This is a genomic window from Tenuifilum sp., assembly GCF_037481895.1.
GTDB classification, from domain to species: domain Bacteria; phylum Bacteroidota; class Bacteroidia; order Bacteroidales; family Tenuifilaceae; genus Tenuifilum; species Tenuifilum osseticum.
The window spans coordinates 38,052-60,022 of the sequence record NZ_JBBFKU010000011.1 but is presented as its reverse complement, the minus strand read 5'-3'; the positions used below and the strand labels follow the sequence as shown (position 1 = coordinate 60,022).

General features: G+C 41.3%; 18 protein-coding genes. 14 read left to right on the top strand and 4 right to left on the bottom strand.

Annotated features, from left to right (window positions below; translation table 11 throughout):
• Positions 1-188 precede the first annotated feature (188 nt).
• From WHS63_RS05020 to buk, 3 genes are read left to right on the top strand one after another with little or no spacing between them, the layout of a single operon-like run.
• Positions 189-1,400, top strand: a complete 1,212-nt coding sequence (locus WHS63_RS05020) for an acetate/propionate family kinase (RefSeq protein WP_445204157.1) — start codon at positions 189-191, stop codon at positions 1,398-1,400.
• A gap of 26 nt (positions 1,401-1,426) precedes the next feature.
• A complete protein-coding gene (locus WHS63_RS05015) occupies positions 1,427-2,332 on the top strand; it encodes a bifunctional enoyl-CoA hydratase/phosphate acetyltransferase (protein ID WP_369490570.1) in 906 nt (301 codons plus the stop codon).
• A 34-nt stretch (positions 2,333-2,366) separates the two neighbouring features.
• Complete coding sequence (gene buk, locus WHS63_RS05010; protein WP_445204156.1) at positions 2,367-3,443, top strand: butyrate kinase; 1,077 nt, start codon at positions 2,367-2,369, stop codon at positions 3,441-3,443.
• Between the two features lie 857 nt (positions 3,444-4,300).
• On the opposite strand, the gene WHS63_RS05005 is transcribed toward buk, so the two are convergent.
• Positions 4,301-5,008 (bottom strand): SDR family oxidoreductase, encoded by a 708-nt coding sequence (locus WHS63_RS05005; RefSeq protein WP_445204155.1) that lies wholly within the window; start codon positions 5,006-5,008, stop codon positions 4,301-4,303.
• 88 nt (positions 5,009-5,096) lie between these two features.
• Between WHS63_RS05005 and WHS63_RS05000 the strand changes: the two genes are divergently transcribed.
• Positions 5,097-5,690, top strand: a complete 594-nt coding sequence (locus tag WHS63_RS05000; RefSeq protein WP_445204154.1) for a hypothetical protein — start codon at positions 5,097-5,099, stop codon at positions 5,688-5,690.
• 54 nt (positions 5,691-5,744) lie between these two features.
• Here WHS63_RS05000 and WHS63_RS04995 read toward each other — a convergent pair whose 3' ends face one another.
• The gene (locus tag WHS63_RS04995; RefSeq protein ID WP_445199377.1) at positions 5,745-5,945 is read right to left on the bottom strand and encodes a cold-shock protein; all 201 of its coding nucleotides are present in this window, start codon (positions 5,943-5,945) and stop codon (positions 5,745-5,747) included.
• Between the two features lie 211 nt (positions 5,946-6,156).
• Between WHS63_RS04995 and WHS63_RS04990 the strand changes: the two genes are divergently transcribed.
• The 10 genes from WHS63_RS04990 (at position 6,157) to WHS63_RS04945 (ending at position 18,681) form a co-directional block, all read left to right on the top strand.
• On the top strand, positions 6,157-6,651 hold the full coding sequence (locus tag WHS63_RS04990) for an FKBP-type peptidyl-prolyl cis-trans isomerase (RefSeq protein ID WP_445204153.1): 495 nt from the start codon (positions 6,157-6,159) through the stop codon (positions 6,649-6,651).
• Between the two features lie 283 nt (positions 6,652-6,934).
• Entirely contained in the window at positions 6,935-7,459 is a 525-nt protein-coding gene (locus WHS63_RS04985; RefSeq protein WP_445204152.1) for a hypothetical protein, read from the top strand.
• 110 nt (positions 7,460-7,569) lie between these two features.
• Positions 7,570-8,856, top strand: a complete 1,287-nt coding sequence (locus WHS63_RS04980) for a dicarboxylate/amino acid:cation symporter (protein WP_445204151.1) — start codon at positions 7,570-7,572, stop codon at positions 8,854-8,856.
• 50 nt (positions 8,857-8,906) lie between these two features.
• Positions 8,907-9,551, top strand: coding sequence for a hypothetical protein (locus tag WHS63_RS04975; protein WP_445204150.1), 645 nt, complete (start codon positions 8,907-8,909; stop codon positions 9,549-9,551).
• A 7-nt stretch (positions 9,552-9,558) separates the two neighbouring features.
• The gene (locus WHS63_RS04970; RefSeq protein ID WP_445204149.1) at positions 9,559-12,564 is read left to right on the top strand and encodes an ATP-binding cassette domain-containing protein; all 3,006 of its coding nucleotides are present in this window, start codon (positions 9,559-9,561) and stop codon (positions 12,562-12,564) included.
• Between the two features lie 259 nt (positions 12,565-12,823).
• On the top strand, positions 12,824-13,714 hold the full coding sequence (locus WHS63_RS04965) for a hypothetical protein (RefSeq protein ID WP_445204148.1): 891 nt from the start codon (positions 12,824-12,826) through the stop codon (positions 13,712-13,714).
• Positions 13,715-13,731: 17 nt separating this feature from the next.
• A complete protein-coding gene (locus tag WHS63_RS04960) occupies positions 13,732-14,196 on the top strand; it encodes a hypothetical protein (protein ID WP_445204147.1) in 465 nt (154 codons plus the stop codon).
• An 8-nt stretch (positions 14,197-14,204) separates the two neighbouring features.
• The gene (locus tag WHS63_RS04955; protein ID WP_445204146.1) at positions 14,205-15,467 is read left to right on the top strand and encodes a hypothetical protein; all 1,263 of its coding nucleotides are present in this window, start codon (positions 14,205-14,207) and stop codon (positions 15,465-15,467) included.
• 10 nt (positions 15,468-15,477) lie between these two features.
• Complete coding sequence (locus tag WHS63_RS04950; protein ID WP_445204145.1) at positions 15,478-15,855, top strand: response regulator; 378 nt, start codon at positions 15,478-15,480, stop codon at positions 15,853-15,855.
• 18 nt (positions 15,856-15,873) lie between these two features.
• Complete coding sequence (locus tag WHS63_RS04945; RefSeq protein ID WP_445204144.1) at positions 15,874-18,681, top strand: ATP-binding protein; 2,808 nt, start codon at positions 15,874-15,876, stop codon at positions 18,679-18,681.
• Between the two features lie 970 nt (positions 18,682-19,651).
• Here WHS63_RS04945 and WHS63_RS04940 read toward each other — a convergent pair.
• Positions 19,652-20,851, bottom strand: a complete 1,200-nt coding sequence (locus WHS63_RS04940) for a sensor histidine kinase (protein ID WP_445204143.1) — start codon at positions 20,849-20,851, stop codon at positions 19,652-19,654.
• A gap of 3 nt (positions 20,852-20,854) precedes the next feature.
• Positions 20,855-21,910, bottom strand: coding sequence for a cobalamin-dependent protein (locus WHS63_RS04935; RefSeq protein WP_445204177.1), 1,056 nt, complete (start codon positions 21,908-21,910; stop codon positions 20,855-20,857).
• Between the last annotated feature and the right edge of the window lie 61 nt (positions 21,911-21,971).

The following is a 21,971-nucleotide window of genomic DNA, read 5'->3' as shown; positions in this document are numbered from 1 at the left end:
AAAAACATATACTGCATATTACAATGTAATTCAGAGTGTTAGAGGTATTTTAAACGCCTGTTTTACTATAAATCAACCAGTTAATGCTTTAAAAAGCCTTAAATGCTTTGAAGGTGAAGGTATTTATTCCTAATTTTGCGTATGTAAATTGAATTAACTAATTGTTTGACTATCAAAATAATAAAACAATGATTGTTCTCGTTCTGAACTGCGGAAGTTCATCCATTAAGTATCAGCTGCTAAACATGACCAACGATGGTCAGTTACTAGCTAAGGGTATTGTTGAACGTATTGGTTTTACCGATGCAATTCTTACTCACAAGCCTGAGGGTAAGGATAGGTACGAGGTGGTTACCAGCATTCCCGATCACACAACCGGTATTAATCTTATTCTTGAGGCGCTTGTTAACGAAAAACATGGCGTAATTAAGAGTTTAAATGAGATTACTGCTGTTGGTCACCGTGTGGCTCATGGTGGTGAATTTTTCACCAAGAGTAGTTTAATTGACGATTTCACCAAGAGTGAAATTGAAAAGTGTATAGAGCTTGCCCCCCTTCACAACCCTGCAAACCTTAAAGGGATTCTTTCCATGGAAAAGCTACTCCCGGGCGTTCCTCAGGTAGCTGTATTCGATACATCGTTCCACCAAACCATGCCCAAATATGCTTACCTCTACGCTATTCCTCATGACTACTACGATAAGTATAAAATCCGTAGGTATGGCTTTCACGGAACAAGCCATAAGTATGTAGCCCAAAAGGCATGTCGCATACTTGGTGTTGATTTCGAGAGCCAGAAAATCATTACCTGTCACCTAGGTAATGGCGCATCAATAGCTGCAATTAAGTATGGTAAATCAGTTGATACCTCAATGGGCTTTACTCCAGTAGAAGGTCTAATAATGGGAACCCGCAGCGGTGATGTTGATGCTGGTATTTTACTTTACCTTGCTGAAAAGGAGAACTTAAGCATTAAAGAGGTTAATGACGTAATTAACAAGAAGAGTGGGGTGCTTGGTATATCGGGTTTATCGTCCGATATGAGAGACCTGGAAAATGCCGCTGCTCAGGGCAATGAGCGTGCTCAGCTTGCACTCGATATGTACTATTACCGCGTTAAAAAGTATGTTGGAGCTTACGCTGCTGCAATGGATGGTGTTGACCTAATCATTTTCACCGGTGGTATAGGCGAGAACGATCCAATTCTCCGCGAAAAGGTTTCAACCGCTATCGATTTCATGGGTATCGATTTTGATTCTGAAGCCAATAAAGGTGTGCGCGGTAAGGATAAGTTGCTAACCAAACCTAGTTCAAAGGTTAAAGTGATGGTAATCACCACCAACGAGGAGCTTGTGATTGCCACCGATACGGCAAACATTGTAAAAGAACTTAAAAAGTAGTATAAACATAAAAATGCGATAAAGCCATGAGAGTAGAAAAACTTGATCAGCTATTCGATATTCTTCGTAGCAAACCCCGTAAACGATTAGTAGCAGCTTATGCTAACGACCATCACACCATTGAGGCTGTTAGCATGGCTATTGACATGGGTATTGTTGATGCCACACTGGTGGGCGATGAGGCAACCATCAAGAAAGTTTGCGGCGAACACAATATCGATTTTTCAAAGTTCCGCGTTGTTCAGGAAGCCGATGAGATGAAAGCAGCCCGCAAAGCTGTTGAGCTTATTAATAAGGGTGAAGGCGATGTACTGATGAAAGGTCTCGTTAGCACCGATAAGTACATGCGTGCCATTTTGGACAAGGAGAATGGCTTACTACCTCCTAAGGCAGTGCTAAGCCATGTTACCGTTGTTCAGGTGCCCACATACCACAAGCTTCTTATAGTTGGCGACGTGGCAATCATTCCTGCTCCAGATTTGAACCAAAAGATAGCCATTACCAACTACCTCATCCAAACCGCTCATTCACTTGGCATTGAAATGCCAAAGGTAGCCCTCAATGCTGCAACTGAGCAAATGTCGGCAGGTATGCAGGCATGTGTTGATGCAGCTATTATCTCAAAAATGGCCGATAGGGGTCAGATAAAGGGCGCCATTGTTGATGGACCTCTTGCCCTTGATGTGGCTATCGATAAGGAATCGGCTCAAATCAAAAAGGTTTCGGGTGAGGTTGCCGGTGATGCCGATTGCATTCTTTTCCCCAATATTGAATCGGGTAATGTATTCTTTAAGGCCTGCACAAAGCTTGCTAAGGGCGAGCTTGGCGCCATGGTTATGGGCGCTAAAGTGCCTTGCGTGCTAACATCACGTGGCGACAGCGTACAATCAAAAATGTATTCAATCGCCCTTGCTGCCAACGCTGCAAAATAGTACAAACCAGTAACCTGAAAATATTTAAATTAGCATGGAAGAATATAAAATACTGGCTATCAATCCCGGTTCCACGTCAACCAAAATTGCCGTATTCCGGAATAATAAAAACGTTTTCCTAAAAAACATTAAACACTCGGCCGACGATTTGGCAAAGTTTAAGACCATTGCCGACCAGTTCAGTTTCCGTAAGGAAATTATACTTGAGGAGTTGAAACAGGCTGGTATTGATGTTAATAAAATATCGGCAGTAGTTGGTCGTGGTGGGCTGCTCAAACCTATTGAATCGGGAGTTTACGAGGTTAATGAGCAAATGAAAGCTGACTTACGCAACAGCATAATGGGCGAGCATGCCAGTAACCTTGGCGCTTTAATTGCCGACGATATTGCCCGATCGTTACCCTCGGCTAAGGCATACATTGCCGACCCCGTGGTGGTTGACGAGATGGAAGATGTTGCTCGCATTTCAGGCCATCCCCGTTTCAAAAGGGTATCTATCTTCCATGCCTTAAACCAGAAGGCCATTGCCCGGTTGCATGCTAAAAGTATCGATAAAAAGTACGAGGAGCTCAACCTTGTTATCGCACACCTTGGTGGAGGTATATCGGTTGGTGCACATCGTCAGGGCAGGGTAATTGATGTAAACAACGCCCTCGATGGCGATGGTCCTTTCTCACCTGAGCGTGCTGGAACTGTACCCGCTGGCCAGCTTGCAAAGCTTTGCTTTAGTGGTGAGGTAACCTACGATGAGGTAAAAAAGATGCTTACCGGTAAGGGCGGACTGGTTGCCCATGCCGGAACCAACGATGCATATGAAATTGAGCTAAAAGCTCGTGCCGGCGATGCTAAGGCTAAACTTCTTCAGGATGCTATGGCCTATAACATTGGTAAAGCTATTGGTTCCATGGCTGCAGTGCTGAAAGGTAAGGTTGATGCAATAATTCTTACCGGTGGTATTGCACACAATCCTGACCTGGTTGATTACGTTAAGGAGATGGTTGGGTTTATTGCACCAGTTGCTGTTTACCCCGGTGAAGATGAGATGCAAGCCCTTGCCATGAATGGGCTCATGGTGCTAAAAGGCGAGGTAATGCCAAAGGAGTATAAGTAATATGAATGATTAATAAAGAGGAGGGGCAAATGCCCCTCTTTTTTTTGGGGGGGGAGGTAAAGAAAGTCTTTATATATCTAGCATTTGCAATGTCATCCTGAGTGTAGCGAAGGATCTCTAATCGACCCCATGAGATGTTTCGCTTGCGCTCAACATGACAATAGTTTCACGAACAACGCGCAACGTTTCCAGCCACGTAGTGGCGAAACATTTGTAATTCCATGGCTAATCCTACTCTAAAGCGATGCACGCAATACATAATCCAAAGAGCAAGGGTAAAGCGTTGCATCGCTACAGAAAGGCATGGCAAAGAGCCTTTTTCATGTTCTTTCTTGTCTTGATACAAGAAAGAACCAAAGAAAATCAAGGCTGAAAAGCCCGACCCGATGGGTACCCCGTGGGTGTAACTGCCACGCGATACTATTCGCCACGCCTGTGGCGTGGCTCAATTGGTATCGCTTACCAGACCCACCGCAACGTTCCACCCCCGACCCATTGCCGGGTCAGGCTTTTATGCCACTGCCAATGGCATTCCTCGTTGTACTTGGAATCTCATTAATAATTAATAAAGAGTGAAGGAAAAAGGGATGCTTCGGCAAGCTCAACATGACAATAGTTTCACGAACAAAGAGCAACTATACACGAACAACTTCATTTGTCATCCTGAACGTAGCGAAGGATCTTTTGAATAGTGTGCAGTGTACAGTGTGCAGTTTACAGGGAAAATGAAAAGTGGTGTTTGGTTTTTAGTGTTTAGTGAAATGCTTTTTTTCTCCATCAACTATCAACCATCAACCAACAACTATCAACTTATCCTTTACCCTTTATCCTTTATCCTTTATCCTTTATCCTTCTCCTTAAGGTGTACTAACGCTTACAGGCAGTATTTTCCCATTAAAGAACCTATTCCCGTTCTGTGCAAAGTATGCAATAAAGCTAGCCATTTCCTGAGCGGTCAAGGGAGCCTTGTAGCCAGGAAAAGCATTGCGAAGCATTTCGGTATCGGTAGCACCTAGAGCTAAGCAGTTAAAAGCAATACCTGTGCTTTTGAACTCCTCGGCAAGGTTCTCGGTTACAGAAGCTAGGGCTGCTTTTGATGAAGCATAAACCGATAGGCCGGGAAACTTAACGCTTCCCTGAAATCCACCCATACTGCTAATGTTTACCACGTGGCTACCAGCATCCATTAAAGGTATTAGCAGTTTTATCAAAAGGATAGGGGCAAGGTAATTAACCTCTAACATACTGCTTATTTGTTCGTATGTAAGTTCAGTAAGGGGTTTTGCATAAAGTAATCCTGCATTATTTATCAGAATATCAACCTTGTCGATATGCTTTCTTATGATTGAGCCAATATCCTCAGTTCCTTGGCAGAGTTTTGTCAAGTCGTAAACTACAGGGATAACCGTTGAGGCTGGGTTAATCTTCGCAACCTCATTCTGTAGTTTTTCTAAGTTATGCCCGTTTCGGGCTATACAGAGAATGGTGTTACCTCCTTTTTGGGCTAGTTCAATCGCAGTTGCATAACCTATACCTTGCGAGGCGCCAGTAATAACTATGTTCATCGCTAATCTTTTTTAACAGACATAAAGTTAACCAATTAAACATAAATGGCTAATTTTGTGTTCATGTTAGTAAGTAAACATCAGTATTATGCTGAAAAAATCTATCTTTCTAGTAATATTTGTTTTGGTAAGCGCCCTTGCCTTTTCGCAACGAAAACATGGCGATTTCCAACGATTTTCGGATAGAGTATATTTTGGGGGTAGTTTAGGCCTAGCAATTGGAAATCGCATAACCCAAATTGATGTATTGCCCCAGGGTGGCATTTGGATTTTTCCACAATGGTCGGTTGGGGTAGGTGGGCGTTATACCTATCGCAGGGAAAGGTTTAGCTTTGACCCCTCGAGCACCAGTATAAAACCGGTAACTACTACCATTTGGGGATATTCTGGTTTTACCGATATTTTACCCATCCCCGATTTTAATGAAGCCTTTGGCGTTAAGCTTCATGGTGGTTTTGTAATTCACGGTGAGTTCGAGAACCTTTACCTTGACCGTAAGTTTTTTGACATTACCTCTACCCAAGGCATGGGCTGGATACGGATGTATATGGTAGGTGGAGGCTGGCGTCAACGGATAGGCGATAGGGCAGCCGTTAACTTTTTGGTTCTATGGGATTTAACCGATAACCGCTATTCGCCCTACACTTCAAACCCTATTCTTCGGTTCTCTATCACGTTTTAAAATAAAAAAGGCCTCAAACAGAGGCCTTTTCTTTTATTATGTTAGGAATAAATGTTATTCTAACACAACTACATTTGTGGCCTGTGGACCACGTTTGCCTTCAGAAATTTCGAAGCTAACGGCTTGACCTTCATCTAAGCGTTTAAAACCTTCGCGTTGAATTCCTGTGTAGTGAACGAATACATCGTTACCTTCTTCGGTTTGAATAAAGCCATAGCCTTTTGCTGCATCAAACCATTTTACTTTACCTTTCATGTTACGTTAAAAATAAATTGTGAATAAATTGATTGTTTTAAAAACATTACAAATATGTAACTATTATTTGAATAAACAACATCATTTTACCTTTTTTGTTTACCTATGATCAAAATTTATCAACCTTAAATGCGAACAATTAACCTTACACGCTTGTTTATGCCAAAATAAAGTAGTTTCTTTGATGAATTAATATTCTAAAACAATTTACATGAACGTTTCCAAAAACAAAGTTGTATCAATTAGCTATGAACTAAAGGTTGATGGCGATTTGATTGATGCTGCACAGGCAGATAATCCACTTGTATTCCTCTATGGGCATGGCCAGCTCTTGCCTCTTTTTGAGGATAATATTAAAGATCTCGCGGAAGGCGATTCCTTTGAGTTTATGATTCCAAGCAAGGATGGTTACGGTGAGGTTAACGACCAGGCCATTGTTGAGTTACCCAAGGAGATTTTTGTTATTGATGGTGAACTACAGGAAGATCTCCTGGTGATAGGCAACCGCTTACCCATGCGCGACTCCGAGGGAAATGCGCTGGATGGAACTGTGATTGAAGTTACCGATAACTCCGTGGTTATGGATTTTAACCACCCCCTAGCTGGTAAGGACCTTTTCTTCACCGGTAAGGTTGAAAACATTCGCGAAGCTACTGCCGAAGAGATTAGCCATGGTCATGTGCATGGAATGGGCCACGGCCACTAACAGATATTACAACTTTTGTAAGTAAAAGGGGGTGAATTATTCACCTCCTTTTTTTCATTATGTAACATTTTTACTATTTTAGCAGTAATATTAAATTACTTGCCTAATACTTTCAGAATATGAAACACCTATGGAAGGCAGCTTGCACAAATACAGATGAACAACCGAGCGTTTTTAGCGAGCTCGACGAAGTCAAACTATGGGTGTTCCATCCGCTCGATAAAGTATGTTAAAAGCAAGCGAGTAATGATTTAGTAATTAATAATATAAATATTTTGTACGGATGAAACGCAAACTTTTAGGAATGGTTCTGATGGCGCTGGCCATTGTAACCAGCTGTAAAAACGATAATGACGACCAGGACATAAATATCATTAAGTTTAACGATGGGCAGTTCACCCTTTACCGAGGCTATAGCCATAAGTATAGCGATGCCCTTGAAACAGGCGCAACTCCATTTGTTATAAACCTGCTTGGTGAAGGAGTAAGCTACAGCTCCGATGCCGGTAAATTTACCGGAACTGGATCCTTAGTAACCGGATACTTTTACTCAGAAAACATTGCTGAAGTTAAGAATGGTCTTTACACCATCGACATCTTTTCGCAAAAAGGAAAATATACTGCCGATTCATGCAAAATATACTACAACTATGATTTTGCACAGGATACCGGCAAAATCTACACTATTAAGGCTGGTACATTCGATGTGGTTAACCTGGGTAGGCTAATGAGCTACAAGATTGATATCCAAACCGCTGATTTTATCCACTTTACCGGCGAGTTTAGGGGCACAGTCGATCCTCTTTAGCTATGAAACTAGAAATTTGAATATTATTGAAATCTGAAATCTGAAATCTGAAATTTTAAACTTAAACCTTTACCCTTTATCCTTTATCCTTTATCCTTAAATTCCTGTCTATGCTTCGCAAATTACCACTTTACGCTAAGATTTTAATAGGGATGTTCCTTGGCTTGGCATTTGGATTTTTGGTAATTACTTTTGGAATACAACATTTTGCCACTGACTATATCAAACCTTTTGGAACCATTTTCCTGAACCTGCTTAAGCTTATTGCCATGCCGCTAATATTTGCATCGTTGGTGAGTGGGGTTAGCGGCTTAAGCGATGTTAGTCGGTTATCAAAGCTGGGAATAAAAACCATTTCGCTATACATTGTTACTACAATAATTGCTGTAACAATTGGGCTGGTTTTAGTGAGTGTTATTCGCCCCGGAAGCTATGTTAGTGAAGCAAAAAGAGTTGAATTACTTGAAAAATACTCGTTCGATTTAGCCAAACGGCAACAAGCCGCCGAGGGCATCGCACAGCAATCACCTCTGCAATTCCTTGTGGATATAGTTCCAGAGAATGTTGTAAACGCAGCATCCAATAACACTTCCATGCTGCAGGTCATTTTCTTTGCCATACTGTTTGGTGTTGCGCTAATTCTTGTTCCCCATTCAAGGGTGGCTATAGTAAAGGATTTTGTAGGGGGATTAAATGAGGTAATTCTCAAAATAGTGGATATTGTTATGCTTTTTGCCCCTTTTGGTGTGTTTGCATTAATGGTAACTCTTTTAGTCGATTTTGTAGGAACCGATTTAGGTTCATCGGTTCAACTTTTTACCTCGCTGGGGTTATACGCTCTAACCGTAATACTTGGATTATTATTAATTATCACCTTAGTATACCCCACATTTTTGAAGCTTTACGCTAAGATCAACTTTAAAAAATTTTATCGTGCCATTTTTCCTGCTCAGCTAGTGGCATTCTCTACCAGCTCGAGCGCCGCCACACTACCGGTTACCATGGAGCAGGTGGAAAAGGAGTTGAATGTTCCCAATGAAATATCGAGCTTTGTATTGCCGGTAGGGGTTACCATAAATATGGATGGAACAAGTCTTTACCAGGCTGTTGCAACCGTTTTCATTGCCGAAGTTTTTGGAATAGAGCTTACTTTAATACAACTTCTAACCATACTAATTACGGCAACTTTGGCATCAATTGGCTCAGCGGGTGTGCCCGGAGCTGGTATAGTAATGCTAATTATTGTTCTGAACTCTGTGGGATTGCCCGTTGAAGGTTTGGCTTTAATACTTGCCATTGACCGCCCACTTGATATGCTTCGCACAACACTAAATGTAACCGGCGATGCAATGATTGCTACAATAATTGCTAAAACCGAGGGGAAACTTGGTGAGTAGATGAACAACTTTAAGCTTTTTTTATTACCTTAGGCTGACATAAGTTAGCCATGAAACTAAACGATTACACAAGTCACTCTGAAATTCTCCGCCAGGTTGGGTTTGAGTCACGAACTCTGCTTAATGGCATTACCGGCCCAATTCAGCTTATACGTTCACTAAGCAACGATCCAAACCTCCTTGAAATACTTCACATTCTGGAATTAAGCACGGTAAGGTTCGAAAAATTCTCGTTACGTTCGCAGCTCCTTTCCGATTTACTCAACCCATCAATGCAAGTATCTAACCAGCGATTTGACTTGGTCGATTTACTAAAACACGCTGTACTGGAGTTGAATGATTTTATCAACTTCTTTGGCGTTAATATTGAACTAAGCAAGGACTTATCAAGTTTTGAAGTTGAAGCTGATAGAGATATTATTTACCAGTCAGTTCTGATAGCTTTTGAGCAGTTCATGTCAGTTCTTGAAAGTGGTTCTGCCATCAAGGTTAATGGCGAAGAGCGATCCCAGAAAATTTCCATAACAGCATTCGACAATGGTTTTGTTGCCGACAAGTTTACCCAGTTTAGCGAGAACCAGTCGGTAGAGATAGATGTTGCTCTGTTTGTGCATAGTTTCAGGAAATTCAGCATACCCTTTTCCGTTTACAAGAATAATGGCCATACTGTAATGGAAATTTCTGGCCAACAATAGCAATGCCATGAACGAGCTTTTGGTATATTCACAGGTTAACCTTTTTGCCCATATAGTGCTTAATGGCGATGCCAGCCTGCAAAAACTTGCAGAAATTTACACTGAGGTGCTTTTTACTCGCCTTGTAAATCCCAGGATTGGGAAGAAGCAGAAAGAGGAGCTAAAACAGGTAATCAGGAATAGCAAGCAAACCGTTAGTAGCATTGATGTTAATAAGATTTGTAGCAAATTAAATAGGGAAAGTTCCATTCAGCAACGGCTTTTACTACTTATTAATCTCCTTGAATTTGGATTGTTTGTTCAGAAAAATGCAATTCTACTATCAAAATCAAATAGTATTGCTGGAAAAATAAAGCAGATAGCCGATGAGCTAAAAATATCAGCTGAAACCTATAGCTTATGTAGCAGCTTTGTTTCGGGCAAACTTTACGAAGTACACGACCGTAGGAATATCCTAATAGTAAAGTCGGTAAGTCCTGAATTGGAAGGCTTTCATTTTGTAAAAAAGGAGCAGATTGCTGGGTATTTTGTATTTGTTTACTTTCCCGATGTTTCCACAATCTTTTTCCGTTACCAGGGAAAGGAAAACCTACAGCTAAACTCAAAGCCCATACAGCCAAAGGCAATATACTACTTTCAGAGTGGGTCAGTTATTTCACAAAATGGCAAACCGCTTTTGTACTATAGTAAGGTTATTGGCCGGTTTAAAGGATTAAACCAACATGAATCAATAACCCTAAACCTGAAAAATGTTGAATTTACCTATCCCCGTTCGAACTTTGGATTACACAACTTGTCGCTAACTGCCACATCGGGCGAACTTGTGGGAATAATGGGTGGGAGTGGGGTTGGAAAGTCAACGTTCTTCAACCTCCTCAACGGTTCATTAGTTCCAAAAAGGGGCAATATAACCCTTAACGGTGTTAACTATAGGGAGGGGTTATCGCAGATTCAAAAGTTAATAGGTTTTGTTCCTCAGGACGATTCGCTTTTTGAAAACCTAACCGTTTTTGAGAATTTATACTATACTGCACGGCTTGCTCTAGGTAATTTAACTGTTGAGCAAACCAAGGAGCTAGTGAATGCTAAGCTTGCTGAGTTTGGACTATACCATATTCGTAACCTAAAGGTTGGAAGTTCTTTATCGCGCAACATTAGTGGTGGACAGCGCAAAAGGCTGAATATAGTTTCCGAAATCATCAGGGAGCCAAAGTTGCTACTTGTCGATGAGCCTACATCGGGCTTGTCATCGGCCGATTCGCATAGAGTTATGTCATTGCTCAAGGAGCAATCGCTATCTGGAAGGTTAGTGCTTGTAAACATCCATCAACCCTCTACTGAAATTTATAGGCTATTTGATAAGGTTTTGGTGCTTGATCAGGGCGGATATATGGTGTACTATGGCAATCCGCTTGAGGCTATCCGTTACTTTAAGATGCATGCTGGCCGTATTGATGCCGATGAAGTGGAGTGCAGCGTTTGCAAGAACATAAAATCCGATGAGATTTTCGACATAATTGACGAGAAGCAGGTTGATGAATTTGGTCAGCTCACCGAAAACAGAAAAGTAAAACCCATAGTTTGGAGTAGCCGCTTCATACCTACCGACGAAGGAGAAATCACCATAAATCCATTACCGGAAAGTAAATCAGTTAAAGCAGATTGGGTTAACCAGCTTGAGGTATTTCTCACAAGGCTTACCCTTAGCAAGTTACGCGATATTGAATTTTTTATTTTCGCTTTTGTCATACCCGTTTTACTTGCTGCCGTAATAGCCTTTTTCAGCAAGTATTCGTTTCCCAATGAACAGGGGGGATATACCTACATCTTTTACGAAAACTATAACATACCCATTTTCTTCCTTACCAGTATTATTGCGTCCATGTTCTTAGGTATGATAGTTACATCCGATAGTGTTATTAAGGATGCCAATATCAATAATCGTGAAGCTTTTCTTTTCCTGAACCGCAAAGCCTACTATAATTCAAAGGTTCTTTTTTACTTCGGCTTAACAATCCTTCAAACGCTAATATACACGGCAATATCTATTTATATTCTCAAGGTAAAGGGAATGTTTTTACCTATTTGGGTGATACTGATTTTGATGGGATTTTTCGGAAATATAGCCGGCCTCATTGTTTCAACCATTTTCAAATCGTTATCGGCAGCCTACCTTATTGTGCCTTTCCTGGTTATACCCCAGATTATCCTAAGCGGTATAACCATCCCTTTTGATAGGATGAACCATCGGTTAGCAAATCCTGAGGTTGTTCCGGTAATTGGAGTAGTTTCTCCCTCCATGTGGGGAATGGAAGCCTTGCTTGTTCATCAGTTCAAGAATAATGCCTATGAGCGACATTTTTTTGAAATTGATATGGCCGAAAGCCAAAGCCGTATTCAATCGCAGTACCTAATTCCAAAGCTTTTTCAGGTTATTCAGAGCTATAACCAGTCCGATAGCATTAACAGGCTTAGGCTTAAAAATCTCATTAAAAGCGGTTTAAGTCAACTAAATATTGGTATTGCTGAATTACCACAGCCTAATACCGCTGAGTTCCGCAAACTTGAAATTATACTTCATGAACTACAGCAAAAAAAACAGCAACAGTATTCCAAAGCCATAAGAAGAAAGGATGAAATTGTTACAAAGCTGCAGAGCCAGTTCAACAGTGCGGAAGCCTTTTTAGAGTTTAAGCAAATGCATACCAATAGGGGAGTCGATGACTTGACTCTTGCCCGCAAGAATATAACAGCTATTCAGGTGGTTGAGAATAGGCTGGTTCAAACAATCGATCCTGTTTTTAAGATTCCCATGAATAAATGGGGTAGGGCTCACTTCCTTGCTCCAGCTAAGCGCATTGCAAACAAGCTATTTGATACTTTCACTTTTAATGTTGCCGTGCTTCTTGTTTTTCTTGTAGGTATTTACCTCATCTTACTATTTGATATTTTACCAAAACTCTCCAATTCAATGGTTCAACTCAAGCTATTTAAGCTAGTAAAGGGCTTTTAGGGAATATTATTATTGCACCCTCGTCCCTATTATATCAAATTGTTATTCTTAATCCTTTATCCTTTATCCTTTATCCTTTAACCTTATCAGTCCTGTTGAATCTTTTTTGTTTTTACTTAACAAACGTATTGCTACCAAAGCTAATTTTTTTGAATGTTTCACACATCCTTGTTTATTATCACTTGCTTTTTTAATAGGAAAAACTTAAATTGGCAATAACTGTAGAACATGAAAATATTGAACCCTAATACCTTGTTTTATGAAACAATTCCGATTTTATTTCGTGGTTTTAGCAATGCTGCTTGCAGCAATGTTTTACTCCTGCTCAGGAGGTAAAACCAACCAAGCTGATGTTGATACTGAATTTGGTGAGGATACACTGGTTCAGGATCAAATGGAAATTATGCTACCCACACCTTCGGAGGTGCTGAGCATTGTTCTTACATCGGGTATTAAGTATTCCGATAGCTATATGGCACCCCTTGGCATTGAGAAAAAAACGGTTATGGTTAAGCATAAGGCATTGATTTTAGGTGTGTACTTTGCCGACTTTGCCTATACCAATTACTACAACCAGAGGAATGCTTCCTCGGAATACTTTAAAGCTTTACAGGTGCTAACTCGCGATTTGGGTATAGGCTCCATACTGAACGATGCTTACTTTAAGCGTTTCGACGCAAACCTTAATAACCCAGACTCACTGGATGCCATTTTCGAAGATTTCTCGCAAAACGCATACAATACTATCCTTGAATCGGGAAATAGGGAGCTACTCTCAATGATTGGTATTGGTGCTGCCATTGAGGTATTGCAAATAGGGATTAACTCAATTGAGAATGCAGCAAACCCCGACGAAGCAATAGCTACGGTTATTGACCAAAGCGCTGTTTTTGACAATTACTACAATAACTTTATTGCATACAATAGCAGTAAACCTGAATTTAAAAGTTTAACCGAGGATGTTACTGAAATTTTCAAGTTTTTCAAGGAAAAACTCTCTTCGGCAGGTAACGAATCGGTAGTAACTGATAGCAAGGAACATTTCACCATAACTGGTGGCGATACTACAAAGCTTAGCAAAGCCGAATTGGCGCAGCTGCGCAATATGGTTGCCAATGCTCGTAAAAAGCTAATTGACCTTAAGTATTAATCTAAAACCTTTCTGCTATGTTTAAGCAAATTATACTTACAGCTTCACTCTTTATCGCGACTATTGTAACGGTACAGGCTCAATGCTCAGGTTTTCATACTATTAGAGAATGTACTCCACCAGATATTGAAGATTTCAAGCGGTTTGGCCAGTCCCGAAGCCGTATGGTTGAAGCCAAAAAAACTTTTACTTACCAGGTTGTACTTTTTGGTGGTTACGACTATAAAATTGGTATCTGTACTGAAAAGGGTTATTATCCAATCCAATTCAGGATAATTAATGCGGATGATAATTCTGTTTTTTACGATAACGCAAACGACGACTACGTTGAAACGGTAGGTTTTACAGTTGAAAAGACCAAAAACGTTCTTTTTGAGATTACCGTATTAGCAAGCAAAAAGGAATTCAAAGATGCAACCGATTCAAGGGTATGTGCCGGAATAGCAATATACTGGCGTAAAGTCCCCAAAACAGGCTTTTAGCATTAGCTATGAGGGTGTATATATCCATACTATCATTCACATTGTTTTTCGGTTTTGCAGTAACGGGGCAAAATCTAATCAGGAATGGCAGCTTTGAGAAATACTATGTTTGTCCCGATAATTATACGGTTGAACACACAAAACGTTTTTTGCCCGAATGGGTTATGCCTACCAAGGGTACCCCCGATTACTTTAACCGATGTAGTAAGGAGATGGTGGGGGTACCCCAGAACTTTATGGGTAGTATTTTCCCGGCCGAGGGCGATGGCTTTATTGGCTTAGTGCTGCTCGACACCCCTGATGTGAAGGAGGAGATTGATTACCGCGACTACGTACATAGCGGTCCCCTTGCGCCTGTAAACATAACTAACGCTAACATTAAAAAGCCCGATACTAAGCGTAAGGTTAAACCTATAAATTACAGGGAGTATATACAAACACAACTGGTTACACCCCTACAACCTAACCAGCTATACCGCATTAGCTTTAAGTATGCCCTTGCGCAGCACTCCACATTTGTATCGAACAGGCTTGGCATAGCTTTCACCGAAAGTCCAATAACCCGAAAGGATGGTGTGCTACCAATCAAACCAGTTGCTTTTATTGACACAGCGGTACTATACTGCACACCAGGAATTTGGGCTGAATTTGCCGATACCTTTAGAACCCGTGGCGGCGAGCTCTTTATGACTTTAGGCAACTTTTTCCCTGATAGTCAAACAGCCTATTTTCCAAACGATATTGGTTCCTTAAACACAACCCTTCAGCGTACCATACTTACCAATCAGGTTACCTACTATTACATAGATGATATCAGGCTTGAGCCTGTTAAAAAAGAGGACGTAAAGGTGCTCTCGCCTCGCTTCATTCCCTTTAGCATGCTTAAAAGGCATGAACTTTTAGAAATTGATACCCTATGTAGGTATTATGCACTACTCGATGAGGTTTACTTTGATATTGGACAACCTGGCACCAAACCCCGTAGCCTCTGCCAGCTTTACTGGCTTACCAATTTCTTGGCTCAAAACCCCAACTTAGGAATTGAACTAAATGGTTTTCTTCACGAGGTTGAAAACGATACAGTTGGTGCAAGTAGCCGACTAAAAGCCATGATGGAGTATTTGCAGGAAATGGGCATAAGTAGTGGCAGGATACGGTTAAGAACTTTTGAGGACTACAAATCCATTTCGCCCAAATATCGATTTTACCGCGAGGGATTGCCATGCGTCTTCTACTCATCGCTTGTTGCAGTTCGATTTTTTACCATTTAAAAATAATGCCATGGAGAATATAAAAGATTTAAGCAATAAAACCATTCTGGTAGTTGAGGACGATAAGTTTACCTCATTGATTATCCAGAATTTCCTTGCAAAAACAAAGGCTAAAATTGTAACTGCTTACAATGGTGAGCAGGCGGTTGAACAGGCACGCGCTCACAATCCCGATTTAATTTTCATGGACCTTAAACTTCCAGGAATAAGTGGGCATGAGGCAACCCGAAAAATTAAGGAGTTCCTGCCAAACACTATCATTATTGCTCAAACCGCTTTTGTTACCGATGCCGATAGGGCTGAAGCCCTAGATTCTGGCTGCTCCGATTTTTTAACCAAACCCCTTAGCAGCGATAAGATTTACCGTACCCTGGACAAATTTCTGTAACCCTTAACATTTTACTTGATGAAACCCGTTGAAGGTAGTAACTGGCATATACTGCTTTACTCATCGAATCAGTCCAATTGTACTGAATTGGTAAAGGGATTGCTTAACCGTCCTGAATTTTCACACTGTAAATTTTTACAGGTTGATTCGCTTCCCGGGTTAAATAATGTTTTAAGCCAGCGTTTCAACGGCGTTTTATTGGTGCATTTAACTTCTAATAGTTACGGTTTAATTAAGCAAGCAGTGTCGGTCAGGAATGATATTTCTCCCCAAGTTCAGGTTGTTGCCTTGCTCGACCATGAGGCTGTAAACCTCGATACTGCTAAATTGCTCAGTATGGATATTGACGATGTGGTACATTGCACCAATAAAGAATGGTTACAGGCAACTTTACTTAAATATTACTTTACCAGTAAGGCCGATAGCTGCATATTACCCTACGCTCCATTCGATGGGTATAGTACCCATGTCGATAGAATTCATAGCGAATTTCCCTTTGGTATTGTTAGGGTTATTCTTAAGCCAGATGTTTACGTTGAATACATTAACAGGGAGGCAGAGCGCATTTTAGGTTTTAACCTTAAGCAGCATAAAGCACAACCAGAACTTAGGAACAGGTTTATCCCTGATGAACGCATTAAGTTAATCCTTGAAAACGCTGGAACCAGCAATGAATTCATTAAGCGGCGATTCAAGATAAGCGTTGGTAACGAAAATTATAAGTGGGTGGAGGCCATTTATATTCCTGGTTTTAAGAATAACCAGTCATTCCAATCCATTGAGGTTATTCTTAGGGATGTTACCCGCGAAGAAATTGACAAGGCACTGCAAAAAGCGGTTTACGATATTGCCCGAATGACCAGTACCAACTTCTCGCTGAACAGGATTTTTACGGTAACCCATAAAATTATTTCCGATTTAATTAATATCGATAACTTCTATATAGCCCTTTACAATTCCGAGAACAATGAGGTATCGTTCCCTTACTTTGTCGATTCTACAGATATTAAAACCCCAAATCCCCGCAGTGATGGCCATGGATTAACTGAGTATGTAATTCGTACGGGAAATACCCTGCTTTGTCAACCAAGTTGCTTCGATGAGCTAATTTTTAAAAATGAGATTGACCTAATTGGAACCAAACCAATGGCATGGTTGGGCGTTCCCCTCAAATTCCATGGACATTTACTTGGGGTTATGGCTGTACAGCACTACACCAATTCCAATGCTTTTGGGGTAAATGAACAATACATACTGGAGTACTTCTCCGAGCAGGTAGCACGAACTATTGATTACAAACGAAAGGCCGACACTGTAAAGTTACTTTCCACAGCCGTTGAGCAAAGCCCCGTCTCCGTTGTAATTACCACTCTTAAGCCCGAAATTGTATATGTAAACTCTACCTTTACCAAGGTAACTGGCTACGAACCCCATGAAGCCATGGGTAGAAACCCACGTTTTTTACAATCGGGACAAACCCCAAAGGAGCGATATGTGGAAATGTGGGATACCCTCACCTCCGGTAATATTTGGAAGGGTGAATTCATAAATAAACGCAAGAATGGTGATATTTTTTATGAGGAAACAATAATTGTACTTATTACCGATGAACTTGGTAAAAATGCCTATTACCTTTCTGTAAAAATTGATATCACCGATAAGAAGATGCTCATGAATGAGCTTATCGCTGCAAAAGAAAAAGCTGAGGAGAGCGATAAGCTCAAAACAGCCTTTTTGCAGAACATTAGCCACGAGATTCGTACACCCATGAACGCCATTGTTGGTTTTGCTGAAATTCTTGAATCGGACCACGACGATGAGGGTAAAATTAGCTACTACACCGGCGTAATAAAACAGCGCTCATACGATTTGCTTGATATTGTTAACGAGCTTCTCGATATTTCCCGTCTTGAATCGGGACAGCTGAAGGCTGAATTTAAGCCTTTTGATTTAAATGGCATTTTTACCGACCTTGCTCAAACCTTTGAGGGCTACAAAAAACGCATGGAGCGTGAGGAAATTGAGCTTAGGCTATTACCTTTACCTGCTCACGTATCGAACCTGATTGAAAGCGATGAGTCAAAGCTACGCCAGGTATTTGTTAACCTTATCCACAACGCCCTAAAGTTTACCCATAGCGGTTACGTTGAGTTTGGGTTCCATGAGCTATCCAACGGTTCAATTGTATTCCGGGTTACCGATACGGGAATTGGCATACCACACGACATGCAGGGTAAGATATTTGAACGTTTCCAAAAGGTTAGCCCCAAGGGGGTGATTTACGATGGGCTTGGACTTGGACTTACTATTGTTCAAAGCCTGGTTAACCTGCTCAACGGAAAAATCTGGCTTGAATCGGAGGTTGGTAAAGGCACCTCATTTTACTTCTCATTACCTTACAAGCCCATAAAGAAAGTTGAGGAAATTGCGATTGAAACAGTGAATCCAGAAGTGATTAAAAATCTAAACCTCTTGGTAGTGGAAGATGATGCTTTCAACATTGCCTACTTCAATGAGCTTTTTAGTGGATTAAATGTAAACTACCACATTGAGAGCACCGGAAGTAGTGCAATTGACCATTTTAAGCAGAACTCATCGTACGATGCAGTACTTATGGACATAAAGCTTCCCGATATGACCGGGTACGAGGTAATTGAGGAGTTCAAGCGAATCAACCCAACTGTACCGATCTTTGCACAAACAGCCTACGCAGCCGAGAGCGATAGGAAAAAAGCTTTAGAGGTAGGTTGTGTGGATTACATTGCCAAACCCATATTCCGCGATAAGCTAATTGGCATGCTGCAAAAGCATTTGGTTAAAGGATGATATTCTTTACATTGTTTGCGCGCGTCACCAGACGCGTGCAATATTCGCCCTGAAAAGGCAAATTGCTTTAAACCAGGGTTTTAACCCTGGATAATGTGGTATTCAAAATTTTAGGCGATGTACGCAATGGCATTCCAAAGAGTAAGGGTGTAACGTTGCATCGCAACAGAAAGACATGGCTAAGAGCGATTGCCAGAAAACCAATCAAAAGGTGTTAAAGAGTTGTAGGTTCAAAGAGATGCTTCGACTGGCTCAGCATGACAAAGGGCGTAAAGATGCAAGGGGTATTGTCATTCCGAGTCCCGATTCTATCGGGATAGACTATGTCGAGGAATCTCCTTCAAGTATAGTGCGACCAGCCCCGTAGGGGATAAACCTTTGTAACTCCATGGCTACTCCCACAAGTATAGCGAGGGGCTGGGGTGAATCCGTTTCCCACATTCAACCTAAATGACCCCTCTAAATCTCCCCTGAGAGGGGAGACTTTAACGGTGCACCCCTCTCCTGTCAGGAGATGGGCTGGGGTGAGGTCGATTCCATGAACAACGAACAACTCTCCCAGCCCCGTAGGGGCGTAATATTTGTAACGCAATTGTTACTCCCTCATGCATAGCGATGCACGCCATGGCATTCCAAAGAGCAAGGGTGAAACGCTGCATCGCAAGGGAAAAAAAACATTCCCAAAAGCGACTGCTTAGAAACTAATCAAAAGGAATGTAATGGAGTTAAAAGGAGATGCTTCGACTAGCTCAGCATGACAATTGTTTTACGAACAACGAGCAACTATACACGATCAACTTCATTTGTCATTCCGAGCGCAGTCGAGGGATCTCATCAAAGGGTAAAAGGAGAAAAGATATGCTTCGGTGGAATCTATCCCGATATATTAGGAACTCAACATGACACGATAGGACGGGGCAACACCAAACAACCAACCATCAACCAACAACTATAAACTAATCCTTTACCCTTAATCCTTTTTCAGTGGCAAATACACAACAAACTCAGTCCCCTTGTTAGGAGTGCTACTAACCTCAATATGACCACCATGACCCTCAACTATTTTCTTTACTATTGAGAGGCCTAAACCAGTGCATTTTTCGCCTGCCGTTCCTTCGGCAGCTATGCGAACAAAGGGTTTAAAAAGCTTTTCAAGCTGTTCCTGAGTCATCCCTATACCCTGATCCCTAACACTTAAGGTTGCGTACTCTCCTTTTCTGTCGATTTGAACATTGATTTCAGAACCGGGAAACGAGAACTTAATAGCATTTGAAATCAAGTTGTTAAAAACCTGTTCTAGCTTTCTTAAATCAGCATCAACGATTATTTCGTAATCGGGTGAATAATACTTAATGGCAATTTGTTTATGCTTTGCCAAATCGGTTTGAATGGAAATCCAACGCTCAATGGTGGTATTAAGGTTGATTGTGGTTTTTGATAATTCAAGTTTGCCCGATTCAATCTTATTGTAATCGAGCAGATCCTCAACCAGTCCCAACATGAAATGAGCCGATTGCCGGATAACTTCAAGTAGCCAGCGTTGATTTTCGGTTAGCGTATCGGTGGTTTGTTCTGCCAAAAATTCGGCGTAGTTCTGAATTACCCCAAGGGGGTTGCGCAGGTCATGCGCAGCCATGCCTATAAAGCTATTCTTTAACTCGTTCAATCGCTCAAGCTCTGCATTTTTCCTATTCAGCTCACGTTGTAGATTAACCAGCTCGTTGTTAATTCGGGTAAGCTCGTTGAAAAGGGTTTGTACCTCTTTATCGTCGGGTGGGGGTGAGGTGAACTTATCCTTCATCAGCTTGCGGATCAGGTTGGCTTGCTCGTTATTGATTTTTTGCATCTCCTCAATCAGCGAAAATGCTTCCTGATGGTTCTCAGAACCAATTATCAGGAGTTCATCATCAAGCTTTAGTCCAATGAAGTAAAGCCGGTATCTTCGGCCGGCGTTCTGTATGGTCAAGTAGTGGTCAAATGAAAAGAGTTTGGTGTTGATATCATCGATAAATCTAAAACCCTTTTCGATACTTGATGGGTGAAGAATGGCCGGGAAATGCCTTCCTTTTATAGAATTCCTATCTTCCAGTAATTCATTATGAATAACGTTGGTAATTATGCCCTTGGTATCGCAACTTAGAACTATTCCCTTAATGCCTTCAGTATCCATATACTATGCGGCTAATGTATTACCAACCTCAACAGCTTTTAATGCATCGGGAGCATAGGCATGGGCTCCAAACCAGTTGGGGTTAACGCTTGCTTGGTTAAGAGCGTATCCACCAATAATGATTTTGGTTTTGGGTGGGAGCTTTGGTTTTATTTGCTCAATCACATCCTTAAGTATGCTACGATGAATGGGTAATGCAATGGATAGTCCTAGCAAATCGGCATTCCTCTCGTTTGCGGCTTTAACAATACTGTCTGTTGGAGTATTGGCTCCCAGGTAGTAGGTGTCCCAGCCATCCATTTCAAAGAAGTCCGCAACCATTCGTACACCAATTTCATGGAGTTCGTTCCCAACACAAGCTGCTACAAAACTTAAACCTTTACGTTGTGTGGTGAATATTTTAGGGTATAGCATGGACATGGCTTGCTGCGTAACAGCGGTGCAATAGTGCTCCTTTGCAACACTTATTTTACTTTGGAGCCAAAGCTGCCCAATTTGATACTGCGCTGCCTGAAATATTTCCAGGTAAATATCCTTAACTGCTACTCCCTGGTTGGAGAGCTGATTGATGAATTGTAATGCTTCGTGTCTATTTCCATTAAGCAGCAATTCAATGTATTGGTTAGCCTGCTCGTTTAAAGGGGTAATGGTATTGCTTGTGAGCAAATGTTTTTGGTTGGTTCTGAGAGCCATTAACGATTCATCAATAACCTGCGAAGCCTTGTGGTGGAGCTCAGGGAATTCGCGGCTAATTGTAACTTTTAGGCATTCGAGTGTCTCGAGCATGGTATTTTCGGGTAGTTTTAGGCCTTTGAATAGCTCATCGGCCCACAGCGAGTAGTTTACCAGAATTTGTGGATCGTTTGCTACAATGGACTCGTACAGGTAGTCCAATAGGTAGCGCGCGTCGCGTAAGCTAACTTCGATACCGGTTTTGCCGTATCGGGCCCACTCCTTAGGTCTTAGCTGAAACTGATAGGTAACAAGGCTTAGCGCTATTACCTCCGATTTTTCTTTCAGGATGTTTGCTATATCCATTTTAGTTGTTTTATTCTTTATTAGTTTTTTTTCTCAACTCGTATTGCAGCTTGTATGATAAAATCAAATATCAATCTGAATA